Annotated in this window: 20 protein-coding genes and 1 other RNA gene; 12 read left to right on the top strand and 9 right to left on the bottom strand. The window is 43.6% G+C overall.

Annotation, left to right across the window (positions count from 1 at the left end; all coding sequences use genetic code 11):
- Window positions 1-49: 49 nt before the first annotated feature.
- The 6 genes from lptB to ISG33_RS16030 all read right to left on the bottom strand — a co-directional run bounded on the left by lptB (window position 50) and on the right by ISG33_RS16030 (window position 4,501).
- Window positions 50-775 carry an LPS export ABC transporter ATP-binding protein gene (gene lptB / locus ISG33_RS16055; RefSeq protein ID WP_195734642.1) on the bottom strand — a complete coding sequence of 242 codons (726 nt, stop codon included), beginning with the start codon at window positions 773-775 and terminating at the stop codon, window positions 50-52.
- A 2-nt stretch (window positions 776-777) separates the two neighbouring features.
- On the bottom strand, window positions 778-1,344 hold the full coding sequence (gene lptA, locus ISG33_RS16050; protein WP_195734641.1) for a lipopolysaccharide transport periplasmic protein LptA: 567 nt from the start codon (window positions 1,342-1,344) through the stop codon (window positions 778-780).
- Entirely contained in the window at window positions 1,313-1,876 is a 564-nt protein-coding gene (lptC, locus tag ISG33_RS16045) for an LPS export ABC transporter periplasmic protein LptC (RefSeq protein WP_195734640.1), read from the bottom strand. Before lptC ends, lptA begins: the two co-directional genes overlap by 32 nt.
- Window positions 1,873-2,427, bottom strand: coding sequence for a 3-deoxy-manno-octulosonate-8-phosphatase KdsC (kdsC, locus tag ISG33_RS16040; protein ID WP_195734639.1), 555 nt, complete (start codon window positions 2,425-2,427; stop codon window positions 1,873-1,875). The genes lptC and kdsC overlap by 4 nt, the downstream gene beginning before the upstream one ends.
- A gap of 1 nt (window position 2,428) precedes the next feature.
- A complete protein-coding gene (locus ISG33_RS16035) occupies window positions 2,429-3,391 on the bottom strand; it encodes a KpsF/GutQ family sugar-phosphate isomerase (RefSeq protein WP_195734638.1) in 963 nt (320 codons plus the stop codon).
- Between the two features lie 153 nt (window positions 3,392-3,544).
- Window positions 3,545-4,501: a calcium/sodium antiporter gene (locus ISG33_RS16030; RefSeq protein WP_195734637.1), complete on the bottom strand. Its 957-nt coding sequence runs from the start codon at window positions 4,499-4,501 to the stop codon at window positions 3,545-3,547.
- Window positions 4,502-5,041: 540 nt separating this feature from the next.
- Here ISG33_RS16030 and mlaF point away from each other — a divergent pair.
- The 7 genes from mlaF to murA all read left to right on the top strand — a co-directional run bounded on the left by mlaF (window position 5,042) and on the right by murA (window position 9,804).
- Window positions 5,042-5,845 carry a phospholipid ABC transporter ATP-binding protein MlaF gene (gene mlaF, locus ISG33_RS16025; RefSeq protein ID WP_195734636.1) on the top strand — a complete coding sequence of 268 codons (804 nt, stop codon included), beginning with the start codon at window positions 5,042-5,044 and terminating at the stop codon, window positions 5,843-5,845.
- Window positions 5,842-6,618 carry a lipid asymmetry maintenance ABC transporter permease subunit MlaE gene (gene mlaE, locus ISG33_RS16020; protein ID WP_195734635.1) on the top strand — a complete coding sequence of 259 codons (777 nt, stop codon included), beginning with the start codon at window positions 5,842-5,844 and terminating at the stop codon, window positions 6,616-6,618. The genes mlaF and mlaE overlap by 4 nt, the downstream gene beginning before the upstream one ends.
- Before the next feature lie 8 nt (window positions 6,619-6,626).
- A complete protein-coding gene (gene mlaD / locus ISG33_RS16015; protein ID WP_195734634.1) occupies window positions 6,627-7,115 on the top strand; it encodes an outer membrane lipid asymmetry maintenance protein MlaD in 489 nt (162 codons plus the stop codon).
- 82 nt (window positions 7,116-7,197) lie between these two features.
- Window positions 7,198-7,803, top strand: coding sequence for an MlaC/ttg2D family ABC transporter substrate-binding protein (locus tag ISG33_RS16010; protein ID WP_195734713.1), 606 nt, complete (start codon window positions 7,198-7,200; stop codon window positions 7,801-7,803).
- A complete protein-coding gene (locus ISG33_RS16005) occupies window positions 7,796-8,122 on the top strand; it encodes an STAS domain-containing protein (protein WP_195734633.1) in 327 nt (108 codons plus the stop codon). The genes ISG33_RS16010 and ISG33_RS16005 overlap by 8 nt, the downstream gene beginning before the upstream one ends.
- A gap of 102 nt (window positions 8,123-8,224) precedes the next feature.
- The gene (locus ISG33_RS16000; protein WP_195734632.1) at window positions 8,225-8,476 is read left to right on the top strand and encodes a BolA family protein; all 252 of its coding nucleotides are present in this window, start codon (window positions 8,225-8,227) and stop codon (window positions 8,474-8,476) included.
- Between the two features lie 65 nt (window positions 8,477-8,541).
- Window positions 8,542-9,804 carry a UDP-N-acetylglucosamine 1-carboxyvinyltransferase gene (gene murA, locus ISG33_RS15995; RefSeq protein WP_195734631.1) on the top strand — a complete coding sequence of 421 codons (1,263 nt, stop codon included), beginning with the start codon at window positions 8,542-8,544 and terminating at the stop codon, window positions 9,802-9,804.
- Window positions 9,805-9,811: 7 nt separating this feature from the next.
- Here the strand turns inward: murA and ISG33_RS15990 are convergent, their stop codons facing one another.
- From ISG33_RS15990 to ISG33_RS15980, 3 genes are all read right to left on the bottom strand, one after another.
- The gene (locus ISG33_RS15990) at window positions 9,812-10,879 is read right to left on the bottom strand and encodes a trypsin-like peptidase domain-containing protein (RefSeq protein ID WP_195734630.1); all 1,068 of its coding nucleotides are present in this window, start codon (window positions 10,877-10,879) and stop codon (window positions 9,812-9,814) included.
- A 124-nt stretch (window positions 10,880-11,003) separates the two neighbouring features.
- The gene (locus ISG33_RS15985; protein WP_195734629.1) at window positions 11,004-12,377 is read right to left on the bottom strand and encodes a DegQ family serine endoprotease; all 1,374 of its coding nucleotides are present in this window, start codon (window positions 12,375-12,377) and stop codon (window positions 11,004-11,006) included.
- Between the two features lie 79 nt (window positions 12,378-12,456).
- Window positions 12,457-12,921: a ZapG family protein gene (locus ISG33_RS15980; protein ID WP_195734628.1), complete on the bottom strand. Its 465-nt coding sequence runs from the start codon at window positions 12,919-12,921 to the stop codon at window positions 12,457-12,459.
- Window positions 12,922-13,118: 197 nt separating this feature from the next.
- Here ISG33_RS15980 and zapE point away from each other — a divergent pair, with 197 nt between their 5' ends.
- The 5 genes from zapE to ISG33_RS15955 all read left to right on the top strand — a co-directional run bounded on the left by zapE (window position 13,119) and on the right by ISG33_RS15955 (window position 20,013).
- On the top strand, window positions 13,119-14,216 hold the full coding sequence (gene zapE, locus ISG33_RS15975; RefSeq protein WP_195734627.1) for a cell division protein ZapE: 1,098 nt from the start codon (window positions 13,119-13,121) through the stop codon (window positions 14,214-14,216).
- Window positions 14,217-14,358: 142 nt separating this feature from the next.
- A complete protein-coding gene (locus tag ISG33_RS15970) occupies window positions 14,359-15,075 on the top strand; it encodes a YebC/PmpR family DNA-binding transcriptional regulator (protein WP_195734626.1) in 717 nt (238 codons plus the stop codon).
- Window positions 15,076-15,089: 14 nt separating this feature from the next.
- Window positions 15,090-15,446, top strand: an RNA gene (rnpB, locus tag ISG33_RS15965) — RNase P RNA component class A.
- 71 nt (window positions 15,447-15,517) lie between these two features.
- Window positions 15,518-17,278 carry a M1 family metallopeptidase gene (locus ISG33_RS15960; RefSeq protein ID WP_229333650.1) on the top strand — a complete coding sequence of 587 codons (1,761 nt, stop codon included), beginning with the start codon at window positions 15,518-15,520 and terminating at the stop codon, window positions 17,276-17,278.
- A gap of 158 nt (window positions 17,279-17,436) precedes the next feature.
- Window positions 17,437-20,013, top strand: a complete 2,577-nt coding sequence (locus ISG33_RS15955) for a glycoside hydrolase family 3 protein (protein ID WP_370545341.1) — start codon at window positions 17,437-17,439, stop codon at window positions 20,011-20,013.
- Window positions 20,014-20,113 lie beyond the last annotated feature (100 nt).

Below are 20,113 nucleotides of genomic sequence, written 5' to 3'. Positions count from 1 at the left end.
ACTGCCGAATTTTGAACATAATCAATAATTACCTATTAAAACGATTTGACTACAGAACGAATTGCTCACCAAGATACACATCTCTCACCTTTTGGTTTTCGAGAACTTCTTCTGCGCTACCTGACGCGATTAACTCACCGTGACTCACTATATAAGCTTGTTCACATACATCTAAAGTTTCTCGAACATTGTGATCGGTGATCAATACACCAATATCTCGTTCTTTTAGTTGCTGTATTATCTTCTTTATATCATTAACAGAAATTGGGTCAACACCGGCGAAGGGTTCATCGAGTAAAATAAATTTCGGATTCGCTGCTAAAGCGCGAGCAATTTCGACTCTACGCCGCTCTCCACCTGATAAACTCATGCCTAAATTATTTCTAATATGATTCACATTAAACTCATCCATTAAATCATCAGCTTGCTGTTCGCGCTGATCTTTTGTGAGTTCTTTGCGGGTTTGCAAAATTGCCATTAGATTTTCATAAACGGTGAGTTTGCGAAAAATTGAAGCTTCTTGAGGTAGATAGCCTATGCCGTGTCGTGCTCTCTCATGCATCGGTTGCACCGATAAGTTGAGTTGGTCGATGGATATTTCGCCTTTATCGAGGGGCACTAAGCCTACTATCATGTAAAAGGTGGTTGTTTTACCTGCACCATTTGGGCCCAATAAACCCACAATCTGCCCAGTGGATACTTCCAAGCTAACATCTCGCACAACTTGGCGTGACTTGTATGATTTTGCTAAATGGCTGGCAACAAGTTTACTCACGCTCACTGACCCTCATTATCTTGTTGCTTATTGTTTTCGATGCTTTCTTTGGTTTTTTTGATGCTTTCAGGATTAAAGATAGTTACTACTTGAGAGTCGCTGTTTTCATTAGTGTTTGCCAGTACTTGCTCTTTTTCCATGTCGAAAATGATAGAATCACCCTCAATCGAAAAGGCATTCTGTAACAACTCAGCATTACCTTTTAAAGAAATTGTTCGGTCTATCTTCACGTATTTGATTTCATTTGCTCGCGCTGTAACCATACTACCGTCGGCAAGTTGCTGGGTATACGAAGCTGGGTTACCAGTAGCTATAAATACTTCGCGGCCTTGGCCTTCGCCAGCAACTATCTGTACTTTATTCGCTTCAATTGACAAAGACCCTTGAGTGATTTTTACATTGCCCTCATACAAGCCTGTTTTCTCTTTACCATCCGCAAAGTTTTTATCTGAGGCTAGTCGCAGCGGTTGCTCAAAGTCACTTTTTTTCACCAACTCTTGACTTAGTGATTGACCAGAAAAAATAAGAAAGAAAGCGCTAACGAGCAGGTAAATATTCAGTTTGTACATGTTTTGATAACTCATATTGTTGTGTGGCTATATTACCTTCGAAGCCAATACTATTGATAATAAAGTTTGCACCAGAAATAACAACAGGTTGGTCTGATGAGAGACTTTTCGTTTGTAATTGTATTTCGATAAATTCGGTGGAAATGGTTTGTACATAATCGTCGACTTGCAGACTGGTAATAGTGACGTCGTCACTCAGTTGTATTCGATCACCTTCGATAAAAGTACCCTCACTGGCATTGAGTTGCCAGCGCTTACCCGATTCCTCGAGGTAAATAGTGTACTGCGGATCGATAAAGTTAACGTAGTCTAGTTGGTCGAAATGTTCCATTTTTGCTGCATTAACTCGATGAGTTAGGCGGCCGTTTTTATCGAATATCTTGGTTCTTAAATTTTTAGCTTCGTAGTTTGGAATAAGTGCTTCATCGGTGTCGCTAAAAATGACTTGCTCTTCCTCTTCCAACCAAACCGGAAGATAGAGCGCGATAGCAGCACCAAAAATAAGCGTAATACTCCATGCTAAGCGGTTCATACACTAGCACCGTGTATGGTTTCCAGTTCGCCCTTGGCTTCAAGGATTAAGTCACAGACTTCACGCACAGCGCCTCGGCCACCCTTGAGCTGAGTGCAAAAGGAGGCTGTGTTTTTTACCATCGGATGGGCATCCGCAACCGCTATCCCGATTGCGCTTGAGGCAAACATACCAAGGTCGGGCATATCGTCACCAATACTGGCAATTTGGTCGACTGAATAGTCATGCTGACTAATTAACTCATTCAACGCGTCTAGTTTATCTTCTCGGCCTTGCATGATGTATTTCACATTAAGCGAGGTCATTCTATTGTGAACAATTTTTGACTCTCGGCCGGTGATAACGGCAACATCAACGCCTATTCTTGAGAGAGCTTTTATTCCATAACCGTCTTTTGTGTTGAAGGCTTTGAGCTCCTCGCCGTTATTTCCGAGTAATATGGTGCCGTCGGAAAACACACCATCAACATCACAGACAAAAAGTTTGATGTTAGCGAATTTTGCGAATAATTCTGCGTCAATATCGCCATAAAGTGTGCTCACTGTCGGCATGTTAAACAACTCCTGCTTTGAGTAGCGTATGCATCTTTACTGCTCCGACTGGCTTATTTTCTGTGTTAATGACAAAAAGTGCGTTAATTTTTTTGTCCTGCATCGTGTTAAGTGCATCTACCGCAAGGCGACCTTTTTCAAAGGTAATGCTTCCATGAGTCATAAGCTCAGACACGAGTGATTGATGAATATCGATATGTTTGTCTAGCGCCCGACGCAGATCACCGTCGGTAAATACACCAAGTAAGTTACCTTGTTGATTCGTTACACCAGTCATGCCTAAGCCTTTATCTGAAATTTCAAATAGGGCATCGGTGACCTTGGCATCTTCATTTACCAATGGTAGCTCGTCTCCGGTAGCCATCACGTCATCAACAGTTAGCAACAACCTGCGACCAAGTGAGCCTCCTGGATGCGATAAAGCAAAATCTGTTGCAGTGAAGCCTTTGGCCTCAAGAAGTGCAACTGCCAGCGCATCGCCTAACACCAAGGTGGAGGTGGTGCTGGTGGTTGGAGCCAATCCAAGCGAGCAAGCCTCTTGGTCAACATGAATGTTGAGCACAACATCTGAAAATTTCGCGAGAGTGCTTGTTGGATTATTCGTAATAGAGATAATCGGCACTTCAACGCGCTTTACGACAGGCAATAAATTATTTAATTCAAAGGTTTCACCAGAGTTAGATATGCCAATCAGCACATCTCCCTTACTAAGCATGCCTAGGTCGCCATGGTTAGCTTCGCCTGGGTGCATGAAAAATGCCGGTGAGCCAGTACTGGCAAGTGTTGCTGCAATTTTATTACCGATGTGCCCCGATTTTCCCATGCCACACACAACAACTTTTCCTGTGCAATTCATGATAAGTTCACAAGCATTATCAAAGCTATCGTCCAACTGAGACTGTAGACTTGAAAGTGCGTTTATTTCGTTCTCAAAAACGGTATGTGCGGTTTTTAAAAAGCTCATCGGGTTCCCGTATTATGGATAATCAAACCAATCTTTAGCAGTATAGTAAGCATTCAATGAATGTATTCTGAACATAGCTGTGAGTATTTTTAGCTTCACACCGTGAGTTCACTGTCATATTGAATATTCTTTCCAAGTGACTAACTCTTTAGCTTACTGAAATAGCCAAAATTGGTAGGCACAAAAAGCCACCACTAACAAACCACCTTCATAGCGGTTTATTTGTCGGGTGCCACGAAGGTTGAAGCAAAATACAAAAAGTATCACGGTGAGGCCAAGCATAACGTAAGAGTCACGTGTTGAAGCATTAATGTCGATTGCACCCGGTGCGATCAAGCCTGGCATTGCTAGTACCGCTAGGATATTGAATATATTTGAACCAATAATGTTACCTAATGCAAGGTCATCCTCACCTCTGCGAACCCCTGCGATACTCGCTGCAAGCTCTGGCAGACTGGTACCCAGTGCAATGATAGTTAGACCAATAACTAAGTCACTTACTCCAAAGTACTCAGCGATAACTACAGCGCTCTCAACAAGAAAGTGAGCACTCAGCGGAAGCATAACAAGGCCGATTATCACCCACATCACCGCGTTGATAGTAGGCACATTACTTGGTATTTCATCTTCGGTTTCGGCGATTAATGGGTCGTTCTTCTCAACTTTAAATGATAACCAAGCCATACCTGCCAAAACCAGTACAAATAGGGTGATGAGGGTAACCCCTTCAATTTGAGTGAGTTGGTTATCGGACAGGAAAATCACCGCAATAAGGGTAATGACCAATAGAATAGGGAGTTCGCGTTTAAGCGTAGTAGAAGACACTAGCAAAGGCTTCAGCAGTGCAGTAAGCCCTAACACTAATGCAATATTAGTAATATTTGAGCCCAAAGAGTTTCCGACCGCGGTATCAGGATTTCCCGCAAGTGACGCAGTAGCCGACACTACAATTTCGGGAGCGCTAGAACCCATAGCAACTATCGTTAAACCAATCATCATCGGCGATACGCCAAGATTTTTGGCCAAGGCAGAAGCACCATAAACGAATTTGTCAGCGCTCCAGCTTAAAACGGCTAGCCCAATTAAAAAGATAATGATCTGTGTTAACACTAATTTATTCTCTACTGGCAAATGAGCGATGCGCTCAAAGATGCTCAAAATAAGTATAGGCTCAAAATGAACCTACTGCCCTTCATTGTCGCAAAAAGTATATCTTTTTAACACCAAAAAAAGTGAAAGTTGGTAATCTATCAACATTTTAGGCGCTAAAATATAGCGCATGGAACAAACTTTCAATTGAATTGAAGATGTAACTCAACATTCTTTTCGCATTTGCAAGATATTAGCCTTGAAAATCAACAAACAATGACTACATTGCACTTCTTAATACGCTATAATCCACCATTGTGAGCATATTTTGATCGAATTGCGCGATAAAAAATGCTTGTGTGAATAAAAGTTGAAAAATAACGGTCTTGTTCAGCTAGCAGTCATTAATTATTCGTAATATATAAATATGAACCGTTTGAGACGTATTTTCGTCTAACATAGCAATTGCGAATGGCTTAGCAGCCAACGCAAATAATAACTTAAGCTTGCGCTATAGTCGCAAACCTAAAATAGAGCCTATCAGGAAATATAACAGAACTAATGTCCAATATTTTAGTTGATATCAAAGACATGCATTTTGAACGCGGTGAACGTGTCATTTATGACAGCATATCGATGCAGGTCAAAAAAGGCGGCATTACAGCTGTGATGGGCCCAAGTGGAATAGGCAAGACAACTCTGTTGAAGCTTATTGGTGGGCAACTTACACCAGAGCGCGGCGAAGTCCTGTTTCAAGACGAGAATATCCACGCCATGAGTAGAAAGCGTTTGTACGATGTACGACGCAAAATGAGTATGCTATTTCAAAGCGGCGCTTTGTTTACCAATATATCCGTTTTCGACAACGTCGCATTTCCGCTCCGTGAGCACACCGAATTGTCAGAGTCGCTTATCGAAACTGTGGTGATGCTAAAGCTTGAAGCCGTTGGGTTACGAGGGGCTGCGCACCTTATGCCCAGTGAATTATCGGGAGGTATGGCAAGGCGAGCAGCACTTGCTCGAGCTATTGCTCTTGACCCCGAATTGATAATGTACGACGAGCCTTTTGCTGGCCAAGACCCTATTTCAATGGGCGTTTTAGTGAAATTAATTCGTGAATTAAATACTGCATTGGGTCTCACTAGTATTGTCGTAACACACGACGTAACAGAAGTGCTTACCATTGCTGACTACGCCTACATTCTTGCTGATAAACGTATTATTGGTGCTGGCACACCAGATGAGATAAGAGAATCTAAGTCGGAACTAGTGCAGCAGTTTCTTCGTGGGAATGCCGATGGCCCAGTACCTTTTCACTTCCCTGCTAACTCTGTAAAAGAAGCATTTATAGGGGCATCATCTTGAATTGGTTAATAAATTTAGGTGCTGGAACCTTAGCAAAATTATCGGCTATCGGTAATGCGTCATTGATGTTATGGGGCGCCCTTGTTGCTTTTCCTCGCTTTAAAAATATTCCGCTAATCATCCATCAGATCTACATAGTGGGCGTGCAGAGTTTACTAATTATAATAGTCTCAGGGCTATTCATCGGCATGGTGATGGCACTTCAGGGCTATACTATTTTAGTCAATTACGGGGCTGAAGGCTCGCTTGGACCAATGGTTGCTTTATCTTTATTGCGCGAATTGGGCCCTGTAGTTACAGCGCTGTTATTTGCTGGTCGAGCGGGCTCAGCACTCACCGCGGAAATTGGTTTGATGAAAGCCACCGAACAACTCAGCAGCCTTGAGATGATGGCTGTTGACCCACTTCGCCGAGTAATAGCACCGCGTTTTTGGGCCGGTGTGATTTCAATGCCACTGCTTGCCATTATTTTCAGTGCGATTGGCATTTTGGGTGGGCACTTAGTCGGTGTAGATTGGCTTGGTGTTGATGCCGGAAGTTACTGGTCAATTATGCAGGCCACTGTTGATTGGGATAAAGATGTTGTTAATGGCATTATTAAGAGCTTAGTGTTTGCGCTCGTTGTTGTATGGATAGCTTTGTACAAAGGCTATGCGGCTATTCCTACATCAGAAGGTATTAGTAAGGCGACAACTGAAACGGTCGTATTTTCGTCACTCACTATATTAGGTTTAGATTTCGTGCTAACAGCACTGATGTTCGGTATTAATTAGGATAAAAAATGACAAGCAAGAAAACAGAATTGATGGTTGGTATCTTTGTCGCCTTGGCCATTGCAGCTACCTTGTTGCTAGCGTTACAAGTTGCCAATAAAGGCATGAGTGGAAGCGGTGAAACTTATACTGTCCATGCTAAGTTCGATAATATTGGTGGACTTAAGCCTCGTTCATCAGTGAAAGTCGGCGGAGTAGTGATTGGACGTGTATCTGATATTTATTTAGATGAACAAGAACTGATTCCTGTGGTCGTAATGGAGATATCTGACGAATATGCAGAAACATTTCCTGAAACGAGTTCTGTGTCGATACTCACCGCTGGCCTCTTAGGTGAGCAATATATCGGTTTAACGCCGGGCTTTATCTTTCCAGGAGAGGAGCCTATTTATCTTGGTGACAAGGATGGCGAAACCAAATTTATCGTCGATACGAAATCAGCATTAGTGCTTGAAGACCTGATAGGTCAATTCTTATTCGGCAAAGATTCAGATTAATAATCATCGCAACTACTAGGAGTAAAGCGTGAACAACATTTTTAAACAAGCAAGCAAGTGGTTAGTATCCGTTATTGCCGCGATGACATTTTTTCTTAGCACTCAAAGCGTTATTGCTGCTGAACAAAATGATCCGTATGTAATGATCAAAGAAGTTGCAGGCCTCACTTTTGAGCGAATGAAAACCGAGAAAGACGCTATAAAACAAGACCCTGAGCTATTGCGAAAAGTAATGGAAGAAGAGCTCTTGCCCTATATCGACTATAAGTTTTCTGCATTTAAAGTGTTAGGCAAGCAAGCTAATCAAATACCCCGTGAAAAGCTATTAGAGTTTATTTCGGTATTTCGTGAGTACTTAATCACAAGCTATGCAGTTGCTTTGGGCTACTATGACGATCAAGTCGTTGAATTTGCCCCTGCAGTGGATTTTTCTGGTCGTGCTGACGTGACCGTTCGAGCCGTTATTAAAGATGATGTACGTCCTGATATAAAAGTCGCTTTTAAGGTTCGTAAAGATAGAAAATCGGACAAATGGCAAGCCTACGATATGGTAGCTGAAGGTATTAGCTTACTTTCTAGTAAGCGCAGTGAGTTCGAGTCTATTTTGCGTACCGAAGGTGTTGATAAAGTTATCGAGCTGATGCGTGAAAGCATCGATCAACCTATTGTGTTAGAAGCTAATGACTAAGTCTCTAGAGTTAGTCACTACGCTACAGGAAAAGGATGGCGACTACGTGTTGAGCATTGCTGGTGAACTAAGCCAGCTTTCGCTGAAAAAAGACTATTGGTTAGCCTTAAATAAACAAGACAAAGATGCCCTGATTCAGAAAAAGCAACTAGTGGTTGATCTAAGCAAAGTTCAACGAGCCGACAGCGCCGGTTTGGCGTGGCTACTTAATTTGAAACGTGATTTAAATGCACATACTATTAATGCTACTATTTGCCATTCGCCTGAAAAGCTGATTAATTTGGCACGCTTGAGTAATACCGAGGCTCTTCTGGCCTAATATTCAAGTCAGTTCGCTAATGGTGAGCCAAGTCTCACTTATCGTGATGCTTGGCCTAGCGCCATCATCTACAAAACAGATATTGAGTTTACAGAGTAAAACATGACAAACGAAGAAATTGCTGAGTTATTAAAATCAGAGCTTTCGCTACACGATGTGAAAGTGAAAAGCGAAGGGTCACATTTTCAAATAATTGCCGTAGATTCGCGTTTTGAAAACATGAGTCGCGTGAAAAAACAACAGCTTATATACGGGCCACTTTCAGATAAGATTGCCGATGGCACTATGCATGCAATCACCATAAAAACTTTTACTGAAGAGCAGTGGCAGCGCGAGAAACTTTTTCACTCGTAAAGAGTCAATAACACTACCCAAAGCAAACAAGCATTTGCGCAACAATTAATAATAAGAGAGTCCCCTTGGATAAACTAGTCATTAAAAAAAGCCCACCGTTGGCTGGCAACGTTACTATTTCGGGGGCAAAAAATGCTGCGCTTCCACTATTGATCGCAAGCTTGTTAGCCGATTCCACAGCGTCATTTGAAAACGTGCCAGCACTTCGTGATATCAATACCACTTTATTATTGTTGAAGGACTTTGGTGCCAAGATCAATCAAGTGTCGAAAAACCATGTTGAAATTGATGCGAGCAAACTCAATAGCGTCACAGCCTCCTACGACTTAGTAAGAACTATGCGCGCTTCAATTCTCGTGTTAGGCCCGCTACTTGCCAAACATGGAAAGGCTAACGTGTCTCTGCCCGGTGGTTGTGCTATCGGTGCTCGTCCGGTCAATTTGCATTTGTCGGGGCTTGAGAAAATGGGCGCTAAAATTGAAGTTGATGAAGGCTACATCAGAGCTGAAGTGGACGGTAGATTAAAAGGCGCTAGGATATTCATGGACATGGTGAGTGTTGGAGCTACTGAGAATTTGATGATGGCGGCAGCGTTGGCTGATGGCGAAACCATACTCGAGAACGCTGCACGAGAGCCTGAAATTGTTGATTTAGCAAATTGTTTGAACCGCATGGGGGCCAAAGTTGAAGGTGCTGGTAACGATAGCATTAAAATAACGGGTGTCGAAAGCTTAAAAGGTTGTCACTATTCGGTGTTACCAGACCGTATCGAAACGGGTACTTTTTTGGTTGCTGCGGCAGTATCCGGTGGTAGTGTGCGCTGTGAAAAAGCCGATCCATCTACACTCGATGCCGTGCTTAGTAAGCTCGAGCAAGCGGGTGCTTCAATAAAGGTAGGCGAAGATTGGATCGAGTTAGATATGCAGGGGGCTCGGCCTAAAGCTGTTAACTTAAAAACTGTGCCACATCCTGGTTTTCCGACTGATATGCAAGCGCAGTTCATGACCTTAAATGCGGTTGCAGAGGGCTCTGGTGTTATTACTGAGACCATTTTTGAGAACCGATTTATGCATGTGCCTGAATTGCAAAGAATGGGTGCTGAAATAGAACTTGAAGGCAATAGTGCTCTTTCTAAAGGCAACTCTAAATTAAACGGCGCTCAAGTGATGGCAACAGATTTACGCGCATCGGCAAGTTTGGTTATTGCAGGTTTGGTAGCCGAAGGCGAAACCACCGTCAACCGTATCTATCATCTTGATAGAGGTTATGAAGCAATAGAGCACAAGCTAGGTGGCTTGGGTGCTAACATTAAAAGAGTATCGGAATAAGTCTCTACTAACTAGCCACAGCACCAACGACGACGCTCATGACGATAAGCTGGTTATTTCGCATTACCTCCAGTGTGAGCTCCGTCCCCGGGGTGCTGTCGGCAACGAAAGCAAGTGCTTTTTCGGCGTCGCTTAATGAAATGCCGTTAATTGATAATAAAATATCGTTCTCTCTCAAGCCCGCTCGGGCTGCACCACCATTGCGAAATACTTCAGTTATTACCATGCTCGAACCATCATCGGCCAAGCTCACTTCGAAGCCTAATTCGCCGCGAATAACGGTACCTGACATTATGATCTCGTCCATGACGCGCTTGGCTAACTCGTAAGGCACTGCAAAATTAACGCCGTCTACAGAAGTGATAACGCGTCGGTTTTGATCGATGCGTTTAAATTCAGCGTTGGTTATACCCATTAAAAAGCCATTACTATCAACTAAGGCGCCACCTGAGTTTCCTTGGTTGAGTACGGCATCAGTCTGTATGTAGTCAAAGTAATTTGCTAAACCATTTCTGCCCATACGGCTAACAATGCCTTGAGTGAAGGTTTGGCCTAAATTAAGTGGGTTACCAATTGCAATAACAACATCACCCACGCGCAAGTCTGTGCGCTCTACTTGCGGCATAACCGGTAGGTTTTCTGCATCCACTTTAAGCACAGCTAGGTCGGTGATCCTATCAAAGCCAACGATACGAGCCTCTAGTCTTCTGCTATCTTGCAGAGTGACGTAGATGAGATCGGCATCTTTGATTACATGATAACAAGTCAGTAAGTGTCCATCCTCGGTCATGACAACACCTGAGCCCAGGTTAGTTCTTTCAGAAACACCACCTCGCAGTGCATTTCGGTTATCCATACTAATACTGTAAATATTGACTACAGAAGGGGCGCTTCTAGTTAATGCGCCAAAGTAGCTCTCTCGCTCAGGTGCTTTACTCTCTTTTTGGAACCAAGTGATATTGATACCACTACCTTGTCGGAATTCAGGAATAAATACCAATAGAATGGCAGCAACGGTGACCCCTAAAATGATAGGTTTGAGTAGGGCGATGAAAAATCGTTGCAGTTTAGACATAAAAAGTTATCAGATTCAATATAGTATCGAAATGGTAGCAAATTTTGCGCTTTTTTCACAGGCACAAATACAAAAAGCCCCCCGATAAACTGACGCTCAACGAGGGGCTTTTCACGCGCGCGTTTTACTGCGGTCGAATAACTACATAAATAGCAGAGTTGCCTCGCTTAACATTCAAGGCGATTACGTTACCTTTACTCTCCTCTACTAGGCGTCGAAGGTCGCTAACGTTGTTAACGCGCTGACGGTTCAGTCCGATAATCACATCGTCGTCGCGCAAGCCTATTCTCGCCGCTGGTGAGCGTGGCTCAACACTTGAGACAACAACGCCTGCATTACCTGCAGCATCTTGACCATTGCTTAATTCGCTGCCTTCAAAAGCAGGGTGCATTTCTTTCGCTTGTTCTGGCGGCAAACCAGCGTCACCAAGCGTGACATTGATCTTTTGTTCTTTACCTTCTCGCACTATTGTAAGCTCAACTTCAGCTCCAGCGCCCATGCTTCCTACTTTAGCGCGCAGTTCGTCAAAACTTGAAAGCGCCTTACCATTTATTTCGGTGATAATATCACCTGCACTCAAGCCTGCTTTATCTGCGGCTGAGTCGTCGACTACTTCGTCAACGAATGCGCCTTTATTGCTTGGTGAACGCATTGCTTCGGCTAAACCAGCGTCAACATTACTGCCCAATATGCCAAGTAGGCCTCTTCGCACCTCACCGAACTCAATTATTTGTTTAACAAGATTGTCCATCATGGTGCTGGGTATTGCGAAACCGATCCCAACGTTTCCGCCATTCGGACCAAAAATAGCGGTATTGATACCCACTAACTCACCGCGTAGGTTTACCAAAGCCCCACCAGAATTACCACGGTTAATCGCCGCATCAGTCTGTATGAAATCTTCTAGCCCACCGATGTTTAAGCCCGAGCGACCAAGAGCGCTGACGATGCCCGATGTAACCGTTTGGCCCAAACCAAATGGATTACCGATTGCGACAACAAAGTCACCGACGCGCAGCTCATCTGAATCGGCTAATGGCACTTCAATTAGGTCGTCGGCTTCTATTTGCAATAAAGCCACGTCGCTCTGTTCATCTGCGCCTAACTTTTTAGCAATCAACTCACGCCCATCAATTAATTTAACCGTGATTTCATTGGCGTTATCGACTACATGGTTATTCGTTACCACATAGCCTTTTTCCGCGTCAATTATCACGCCCGAGCCCATTCCTCGGAAGGGACGTTCGCGAACTTGTTCGTTTGGAGCACCAAAAAACTCACGAAACATTTCAGGTACTTGCTGGCGGGTTACTTGTACCCCTTCAACGGAAATACTTACCACCGCAGGAGACGCTTTTTCGATCATTGGAGCGAGTGAAGGTACTTCGTCCTTACTGCTCGAGAAAAAAGGTATTGATGCTGATGCTGTTGTTACTGTTCCGAAAGCGAGAGCTCCGGCGGTAACACAGACCGCGATTTGACGATAGATTGCTTTCATTAATCTCCATACTCCATTGTATATATCTAAGTTAAATACCTACAAGAGACTAATGAAAAGCGAGTTTAGTTCATTAGCCCTATGATTTATTCTCTTCTTTCGCGCCAGCTTCAGAGCCAACGAATACACCAGAGCCACTATTTGCAAAGTCTCTAGGTTGAGCGTCGGGCTGTGCTAATGCAAGGTCCTGTTTGTCGTTTTTTAAGTTGTTACGTAAAAACAAGCTTGCATGTTCACCAAAGAAGGTATCTTTGCTTTCTTCACCACTAGTTGTAGCTTGAGTGAGTGAATTTTCATATTCCGTTAATTGCTTCGCTAATTCTTCTGATTTAAGTTGAATATCAGCTAAAGCGTTGCGCGATACATCAAGATGCTGACGCGCTTGTATTGCAAGCAAGGCTTTTAATTCTTGCTCAGTGTGACTCATTTTTTGGTCAGAGGCGTTTGCTGCGCTTTTCATTAATACGTAAGCTACAAGAGCGCCAGTTGCAATACCAACTACAAGGCCTATGATGATTCCTACTACGAGTGTCCCGATTTCCATGATAACTCCAAAATGAGAAAGACTTCTCGAGTATGATCTGTCATTCAAACCATCCATGCAAGCGCTACTTTCGATAAAATTGTAATAAGACTTTAATCTTGATTTTCAAGCACTCTCGCAGCCTGTATACTATTACTACATTTGGTTGCTCATTTATTTTTTCAACCCACCTTTTTGACGTTTTTTGAGAAACTTTCATGACTCCATGGGAAAAATACCAAGACGATCTATCCTTGATAGATTTTCAATACGATGCCGCACAAGAAAATGCTGTTAAAGAGCTTCAACGCTTATACGACGAACTTACTCATCCTGAAATAAAACCGTCATGGCGCTTGAAACTAAAGCAAGCGTTTGGCAAAGGAATGGTAAGGCCAAGTATTCAAGGTATTTACTTTTGGGGAGGCGTTGGGCGTGGAAAAACCTATTTAGTCGACACTTTCTACGACTGCCTTCCTTTCAATAACAAGATGCGCGTGCATTTTCATCGCTTCATGCACAGAGTTCACAGCGAGCTCAAAGTGCTAGCGGGTAAGCAAGATCCGCTAAAAATTATTGCGAAAAAACTGTCGGAAGAAGCACGAGTTATCTGTTTTGACGAGTTTTTTGTGTCCGATATCACTGATGCAATGATATTAGGCACCCTGATGGAAGAATTATTCAGGCATGGCATCGTACTCGTGGCAACCTCCAATATCATTCCTGATGAGCTCTATCGAAATGGATTGCAACGCTCTCGGTTTTTGCCTGCCATTGAGTTGATTAATCAAAATACGCGGATTGTAAATGTAGACAGCGGTGTTGATTATCGCCTGCGAACCTTAGAACAGGCTGAAATTTATCACTTTCCACTCGACGATGATGCTACAAGTAATCTTAAAACCTATTTTACAAAATTAGCGCCTGAAGAAGGTCGAGAAAATATCAGAATTAGCGTTGAAGGACGCGAAATTCCAGCGTTACGCGATGCCGATGGCGTGGTTATGTTCTCCTTTCGCGATATTTGTGATGGCCCGCGAAGCCAACGTGATTACATTGAGATTAGCCGTTGTTACCATACTGTCTTGATTGCTGATGTTGAGCAGATGAGCGCAAGCACCGACGATATTGCAAGACGATTTATCGCCATGGTAGATGAGTTCTACGAGCGTAAAGTAAAATTGATTATGTCAGCTGAGGTTGCGCTGGAAGAATTATACAGCGAAGGGCGTTTGAACTTTGAGTTTCAACGATGTTTGAGTCGCCTGCAGGAAATGCAATCACGAGAATATCTCGGGCTGCAGCATATCGCTTAAGCCAATAATGTGACTTTGAAGTGTTAAACGCGGCTCTGTGATATCGGCTTGTCGGAATTGCAAGCTGGCAAAGTGAGCTAAAAACAGTACAATCACAGCATTAAGGTAGTATTTATCAAATCCATCATGAAGAGTAGAAGAAATGGGTAGAAAGTTTGAAGTAAGAAAAGTAGCAATGGCGAAAACGGCAGGGGCCAAAACTAAGGTTTATTCGCGCTACGGTAAAGAGATTTATGTTGTCGCAAAAAATGGCGGCACTGATCCAGAAGCAAACCTGCAATTGCGTCGCCTGATTGAAAAAGCCAAAAAGGACCAAGTACCTAGCCATGTTATCGACAAAGCAATTGATAAAGCAGCGGGTGGCGCAGGTGAAGATTTCGTGCCCATGCGCTACGAGGGCTTCGGGCCAGGCGGCTGCATGGTTATCGTAGATTGCCTTTCTGATAATGCAAATCGCACCATAACCGATGTGCGCAACTGCTTCACTAAGACCAACTGTAAAATTGGTGCGCAAGGCTCTGCTGCTTTTATGTTTGACCACTTTGCTATTTTCAGTTTTGCAGGCGACGATGATGAGACTATTCTTGAAGCCTTAATGGAAGCCGATGTAGATGTGTCGGATGTTGAAGTTGATGATGGTACGGTTACTGTGTTTGTTCCACATACTGAATTCTTTAAGTGTAAGACAGCGTTAAGTGATGCTTTCCCAGAGCTTACAATAGACGTAGAAGAAATTACTTGGGTACCTCAAGACACCAAAGATATCAGTGAAGAAGATATGCCGATGTACGAAAAATTCATGGATATGTTAAACGACTGCGACGACGTTCAAAACGTATATCACAACGCTAACGTTTAGTGTAAACTGCGCCCTGAGTTGGCCAGGCAATCGCCGCTCTATTCATGCTCGCATGTTTTAGAGGGGAGGAAAGTCCGGGCTCCACAGGGCAGGGTGCCAGATAACGTCTGGGCGGTGTAAACCGACGACAAGTGCAGCAGAGAGAAGACCGCCAGTTTCGACTGGTAAGGGTGAAAGGGTGCGGTAAGAGCGCACCGCGTTGCTGGTAACAGTTAACGGCAAGGTAAACTCCACCCGGAGCAAGACCAAATAGGTTCCCTTACGGCGCGGCCCGCGTTGGGAACGGGTAGGTTGCTTGAGCCAATGAGTGATTGTTGGCCTAGACGAATGATTGCCCTAGACAGAACCCGGCTTATCGGCCAACTCAACTTTCTTTTTCTTCAAATATTTATTGTAAAAGCAAAGCATCCTGCGGATACTTGAATATTATGGAGAAAAGCTTATGCATTCGTTAAATTCCACCCTTAATACTAGAGTAACTACTGTCTTTGTTTGTCTGTTATTGATGACGGCTTGCTCGGTGTTTACGGCCCCATCGGAATTCGCTGACAATAAGGTAATCAAAACCTCACTCGACCCACTTGTTGCTAATACAGGGCAGCCCTTTTCTGAAGTGGCGAGAAAAACCGACGTGATTGCATATGAAATTGATTTAGAGCTATTTCCCGGCAGTAAAAGTATTTCAGGCTTTGGCTCTGCAACCTTCACTATGCTTGAACCTTCCTCACAACTAGAGTTAAAGCTCGATCCGCGTTACTTGATATCTCGGGTTGAAGTTGACGGCGAGCCTGCGTCTTATGTAGCTAAGAATGGCAGTATATTAATCAAGCTAAAAGACGAAGCTTCTCCCAAACAAAGAGTTAAAGCTTCGGTTTTTTACTCTGGACAGCCTCACATTGCACTTAATGCCCCTTGGGATGGTGGTTTTGTGTGGGATAAAACGCCAAGTGGCGAAGACTGGATTGCAACGGCGGTGCAAGGCGAAGGTTGCGATGTATTTTGGCCTTGCAAAGACCATTTTGCTGACAAAGCAGACAGTACATCTATTAAACTCACAGTGCCGTCGAATCTAACAGCCGTTACCAACGGGAAATTACAAAAAACCATAGCGCTAGCTAATAACAGAACGCGTTTTGAATGGTTATTATCTGTGCCAGCAAGTGATTACAACATTGCTCTCAATGTTGGCCCCTATGGCTATATCAAACGAGATTATAAAAGCAGCAATGGGCAAACGGTGCCGATTGAATTCTGGCCTTTGAAAGAAAATCAAAAAAAGGCGGAAAGTCTTGTTGAAGACGACCTAGTCCAGCAGCTTGCATTTTTTGAAAAGCACCTTGGGCCTTACCCGTGGGGAACTGAAAAGCTCGGTTTTGTTGAGACTCCCCATTTGGGTATGGAACATCAAACCGTCAATGCTTATGGTAGAAACTACAAACGCGATAAACACGGCTTTGATTGGCTATTGCATCATGAGTTGGCACACGAGTGGTTTGGTAATCTGATGACTCACGAGCGTTTAAATGATGCGTGGTTGCATGAGGGTTTCGGTTGGTACATGCAACCTGCTTATAGTTTATACAAGGATGGCGAGGCAGCTTACCAACACCGTATGTATGAGTCATATTTGCGGTTAAAAAACTGTAAGGCGATTGTACTTGATGGTGACATAAGCTCCGACGACGCCTTTAACTCTGATATTTACGGTAAAGGAGGTTGGGTTTTGCATACTCTCCGATGGCTTATTGGTGATGAGTTATTTTGGCAAGCATCTCGCGAGCTCGTTTATGGGCAGGCTGATAAGGTAAATACCTTGCTCTCGCCAATAACACCGCGTTATCGAAATACTCAAGACTTCATCGATATCGTGAATAAAATGACCAATGAAGATTATAGCTGGCTATTCGATGTGTATATGAAACAAGCAAGCTTGCCTGAGCTAATTGTTCACAGAGATGAGTCGCACTTAGCACTTAGTTGGAAGACACCTAATCAATTACCTTTCCCTATGCCAGTGCCTGTTTCAATAGATGGCGATACTCTCATAGTAAAAATCGACCCGCAGGCTCAGAATACGTCACTGCCGGTGTCAACATCAAGCCATGTCATTATCGATCCGCAAATGAGCGTATTACGCAAACTACCAATTATTCCCACCTGCGAGGAGAGAATTGCTGAGGAAGCGACACAAAGCCCTCATTAGCGACTCACTTCGCATAAGTGCTACATCGGTTTTTACTGCGTTAAATACAAAGCAAATTCATCATGCCCAAATAACAAAAAAAGTATGCTTTTATGTTAATTTGATGTAATGTAAACGTTTACATATGAAAAGTTAGACCATTGAAAAGGACGCTTATTTTGAAATTTCGTAAACATCTTCCCTTGCTGTGTTTGGTCTTAGGCGCTACTACAGCATGTACTAGTGAAAAAGAGACTGCCGCTATGGATAAACCAAAACAAGAAGTTGCCGCAAAAAGCGGTATTGATATCTGGCCAGTACTAGATATAGAGGTTAAACAAACTAAAGAAGTTGAAGATCGCATCAAAAGCATTATGTCAACGATGACGCTTGAGCAAAAAGTTGCTCAGATGATTCAGCCCGAAATACGTGATATTACGGTTGAGGACATGCGCAAATATGGTTTTGGAAGCTTCTTAAATGGTGGTGGCGCATTTCCAAACAATAACAAACAGTCTACTCCACAAGACTGGATAAAGTTGGCCGAAGATTTATACCAAGCTTCAATCGACGATAGTCTCGATGGTTCTACTATTCCGACAATGTGGGGCACCGACGCAGTTCACGGGCATAACAATGTTATTGGTGCCACACTTTTCCCGCACAATATTGGCTTAGGTGCGGCAAATAATCCTGACTTGATCGAAAAAATTGCGAATGCAACGGCTACCGAGGTAATGGTAACGGGCATAGACTGGGTGTTTGCACCCACTGTGGCGACGGTGAGAGACGACCGATGGGGCCGAACTTACGAATCCTATTCCGAAGATCCTGAAATTGTTAGAACATATGCCGCAGCAATTGTTCATGGTTTACAAGGACATGCCGGCAAAGACTTCTTAAGTGATAATCGCGTTATAAGCACCGTTAAGCATTTCGTCGGCGACGGCGGCACTGTAGGGGGCGACGATCAAGGCGATAATATTGCACGTGAGCAAGAACTATTTGAAATTCATGCTCAAGGTTATGTGGGCGGACTAGAAGCTGGCGCACAATCTGTTATGGCCTCTTTTAATAGTTGGCATGGCGAGAAGATTCATGGCCATAAGTATCTTTTGAATGACGTGCTGAAAGATAAAATGGGCTTTGACGGATTTATTGTAGGTGACTGGAACGGTCATGGCCAAGTAAAGGGCTGCACTAACGGAGATTGTGCTCAGGCCGCTAATGCTGGTTTGGACATTTACATGGTACCAACGGATGCGTGGAAGCCCCTTTACGAAAACCTAATCAAACAGGTGAATGAGGGAATTATTCCTATGGCGCGCATTGATGATGCCGTAAGCCGAATTCTTCGCGTCAAAATCCGTGCCGGTCTATTTGAAAAACCGAGCCCGGCGAATCGCAAATTCTCTGGTAAAACCGAGCTAATTGGGCAAGAGAGTCATCGAGATATTGCAAAACAAGCCGTTCGTGAGTCTCTTGTGTTACTTAAAAATAAAAACGCGTTATTGCCACTTAATCCTAAGGCTCATGTTTTGGTGGCCGGAGACGGCGCAGATAACATCGGTAAGCAATCGGGCGGATGGACGATTACTTGGCAAGGAACAAATAACACAAATGATGACTTTCCGGGCGGCACTAGCATTTACGATGGAATAAAAGCACACGTTGAAGCCGCTGATGGTAGCGTTGAACTCAATGAAAGTGGTTCTTATGAGAAAAAGCCCGATGTAGCTATTGTTGTGTTTGGTGAGGAACCCTATGCCGAAGGGCATGGAGATCGTGAACATCTTGATTATCAACGTGGTGTCAAGTCCGATTTAGCAATGCTTAAAAAGTTGAAGGCTGAGGGCATCCCAGTGGTTTCTTTGTTTATCAGCGGTCGCCCTTTGTGGATGAATCAAGAGCTTAACGCCAGTGATGCTTTCGTTGCTGTCTGGCTACCTGGCTCAGAAGGCAGTGCTGTCGCCGATGTGTTGTTTACCGATAAAGAGGGTCAAAGACAATATGATACTACTGGTCGACTGTCGTTTTCGTGGCCAAATTCGCCATACGATGCAGTGTTAAACAAGGGCGATGAGGATTACTCACCACTGTTTGCCTATGGCTATGGTTTAAGTTACGACGATAAAGATAGCCTTGGTGATGATTTGTCGGAAACATACGAAGACTTGGCCGCAAACGCCGAAGCTAAGAAAATTTTCACTGGCACCTTACAAAAACCGTGGGTTTTGCTGCTTAACGAGGGCGCAACAGATCAATTCGTCGTTGCTAGCACTGCAGAGCTTGGGGCGGTCAGCTATAGAACGGTTGACAGAAATGTACAAGAAGACGCCTTTCGATTAACTGTAAGCAATGCAACTGAAGCTGCTGGTGTAAAAATTGCTGCAAAAAGCTTTTTCAGAGAAGACCTGAGTAATGAGCTACTGCGTAAATCTGCAATCACTTTTATGGTGAAACCTGAATCTGCAATAGAGGGAAGTGTTTCTCTGACGATGAGCTGTGAAAGCGAAGGGGATGCGCCTGGCAGTTGCACTGGTTCCGTTGATTTAACTGAACAGTTGAAATCAGTCGAGCAGGGCAGTTGGGCTACATTAAGTGTTGATTTACAGTGCTTTAGCAAGCAAGGTGTTGATTTCACCGGTTTGGTGGTGCCCTTTAACCTAACTGCAACGGGTTCGGTAACAATGAGCATCAGCGATATCGCTTTTGATTTTGATGCTGCTGAAACTGCGACGGTCAGCTGTAACTAGTCTTACATTTAACTTAGGCTCTTAATCCAGGAGCCAAGTTCGCTTCTTAATATAAGCCCGACCATCATAGTTGATGTCGGGCTTTTCTATGTTCTTTATT

It is taken from the genome of Marinibium conchae (assembly GCF_015595035.1).
GTDB lineage: Bacteria > Pseudomonadota > Gammaproteobacteria > Enterobacterales > Alteromonadaceae > Glaciecola.
The sequence above is the reverse complement of the archived record's forward strand: the minus strand, read 5'-3'. Positions and strand labels throughout refer to the sequence as shown.

Excerpts from the sequence above, each read along its gene's own strand:
- lptA (WP_195734641.1), bottom strand. The coding sequence starts at position 1,344 with ATGTACAAACTGAATATTTACCTGCTCGTTAGCGCTTTCTTTCTTATT.
- lptC (WP_195734640.1), bottom strand. The coding sequence starts at position 1,876 with ATGAACCGCTTAGCATGGAGTATTACGCTTATTTTTGGTGCTGCTATC.
- kdsC (WP_195734639.1), bottom strand. The coding sequence starts at position 2,427 with ATGCCGACAGTGAGCACACTTTATGGCGATATTGACGCAGAATTATTC.
- ISG33_RS16035 (WP_195734638.1), bottom strand. The coding sequence starts at position 3,391 with ATGAGCTTTTTAAAAACCGCACATACCGTTTTTGAGAACGAAATAAAC.
- mlaF (WP_195734636.1), top strand. The coding sequence starts at position 5,042 with ATGTCCAATATTTTAGTTGATATCAAAGACATGCATTTTGAACGCGGT.
- mlaD (WP_195734634.1), top strand. The coding sequence starts at position 6,627 with ATGACAAGCAAGAAAACAGAATTGATGGTTGGTATCTTTGTCGCCTTG.
- ISG33_RS16010 (WP_195734713.1), top strand. The coding sequence starts at position 7,198 with ATGACATTTTTTCTTAGCACTCAAAGCGTTATTGCTGCTGAACAAAAT.
- ISG33_RS16005 (WP_195734633.1), top strand. The coding sequence starts at position 7,796 with ATGACTAAGTCTCTAGAGTTAGTCACTACGCTACAGGAAAAGGATGGC.
- ISG33_RS16000 (WP_195734632.1), top strand. The coding sequence starts at position 8,225 with ATGACAAACGAAGAAATTGCTGAGTTATTAAAATCAGAGCTTTCGCTA.
- ISG33_RS15990 (WP_195734630.1), bottom strand. The coding sequence starts at position 10,879 with ATGTCTAAACTGCAACGATTTTTCATCGCCCTACTCAAACCTATCATT.
- ISG33_RS15985 (WP_195734629.1), bottom strand. The coding sequence starts at position 12,377 with ATGAAAGCAATCTATCGTCAAATCGCGGTCTGTGTTACCGCCGGAGCT.
- ISG33_RS15980 (WP_195734628.1), bottom strand. The coding sequence starts at position 12,921 with ATGGAAATCGGGACACTCGTAGTAGGAATCATCATAGGCCTTGTAGTT.
- zapE (WP_195734627.1), top strand. The coding sequence starts at position 13,119 with ATGACTCCATGGGAAAAATACCAAGACGATCTATCCTTGATAGATTTT.
- ISG33_RS15970 (WP_195734626.1), top strand. The coding sequence starts at position 14,359 with ATGGGTAGAAAGTTTGAAGTAAGAAAAGTAGCAATGGCGAAAACGGCA.
- ISG33_RS15960 (WP_229333650.1), top strand. The coding sequence starts at position 15,518 with ATGCATTCGTTAAATTCCACCCTTAATACTAGAGTAACTACTGTCTTT.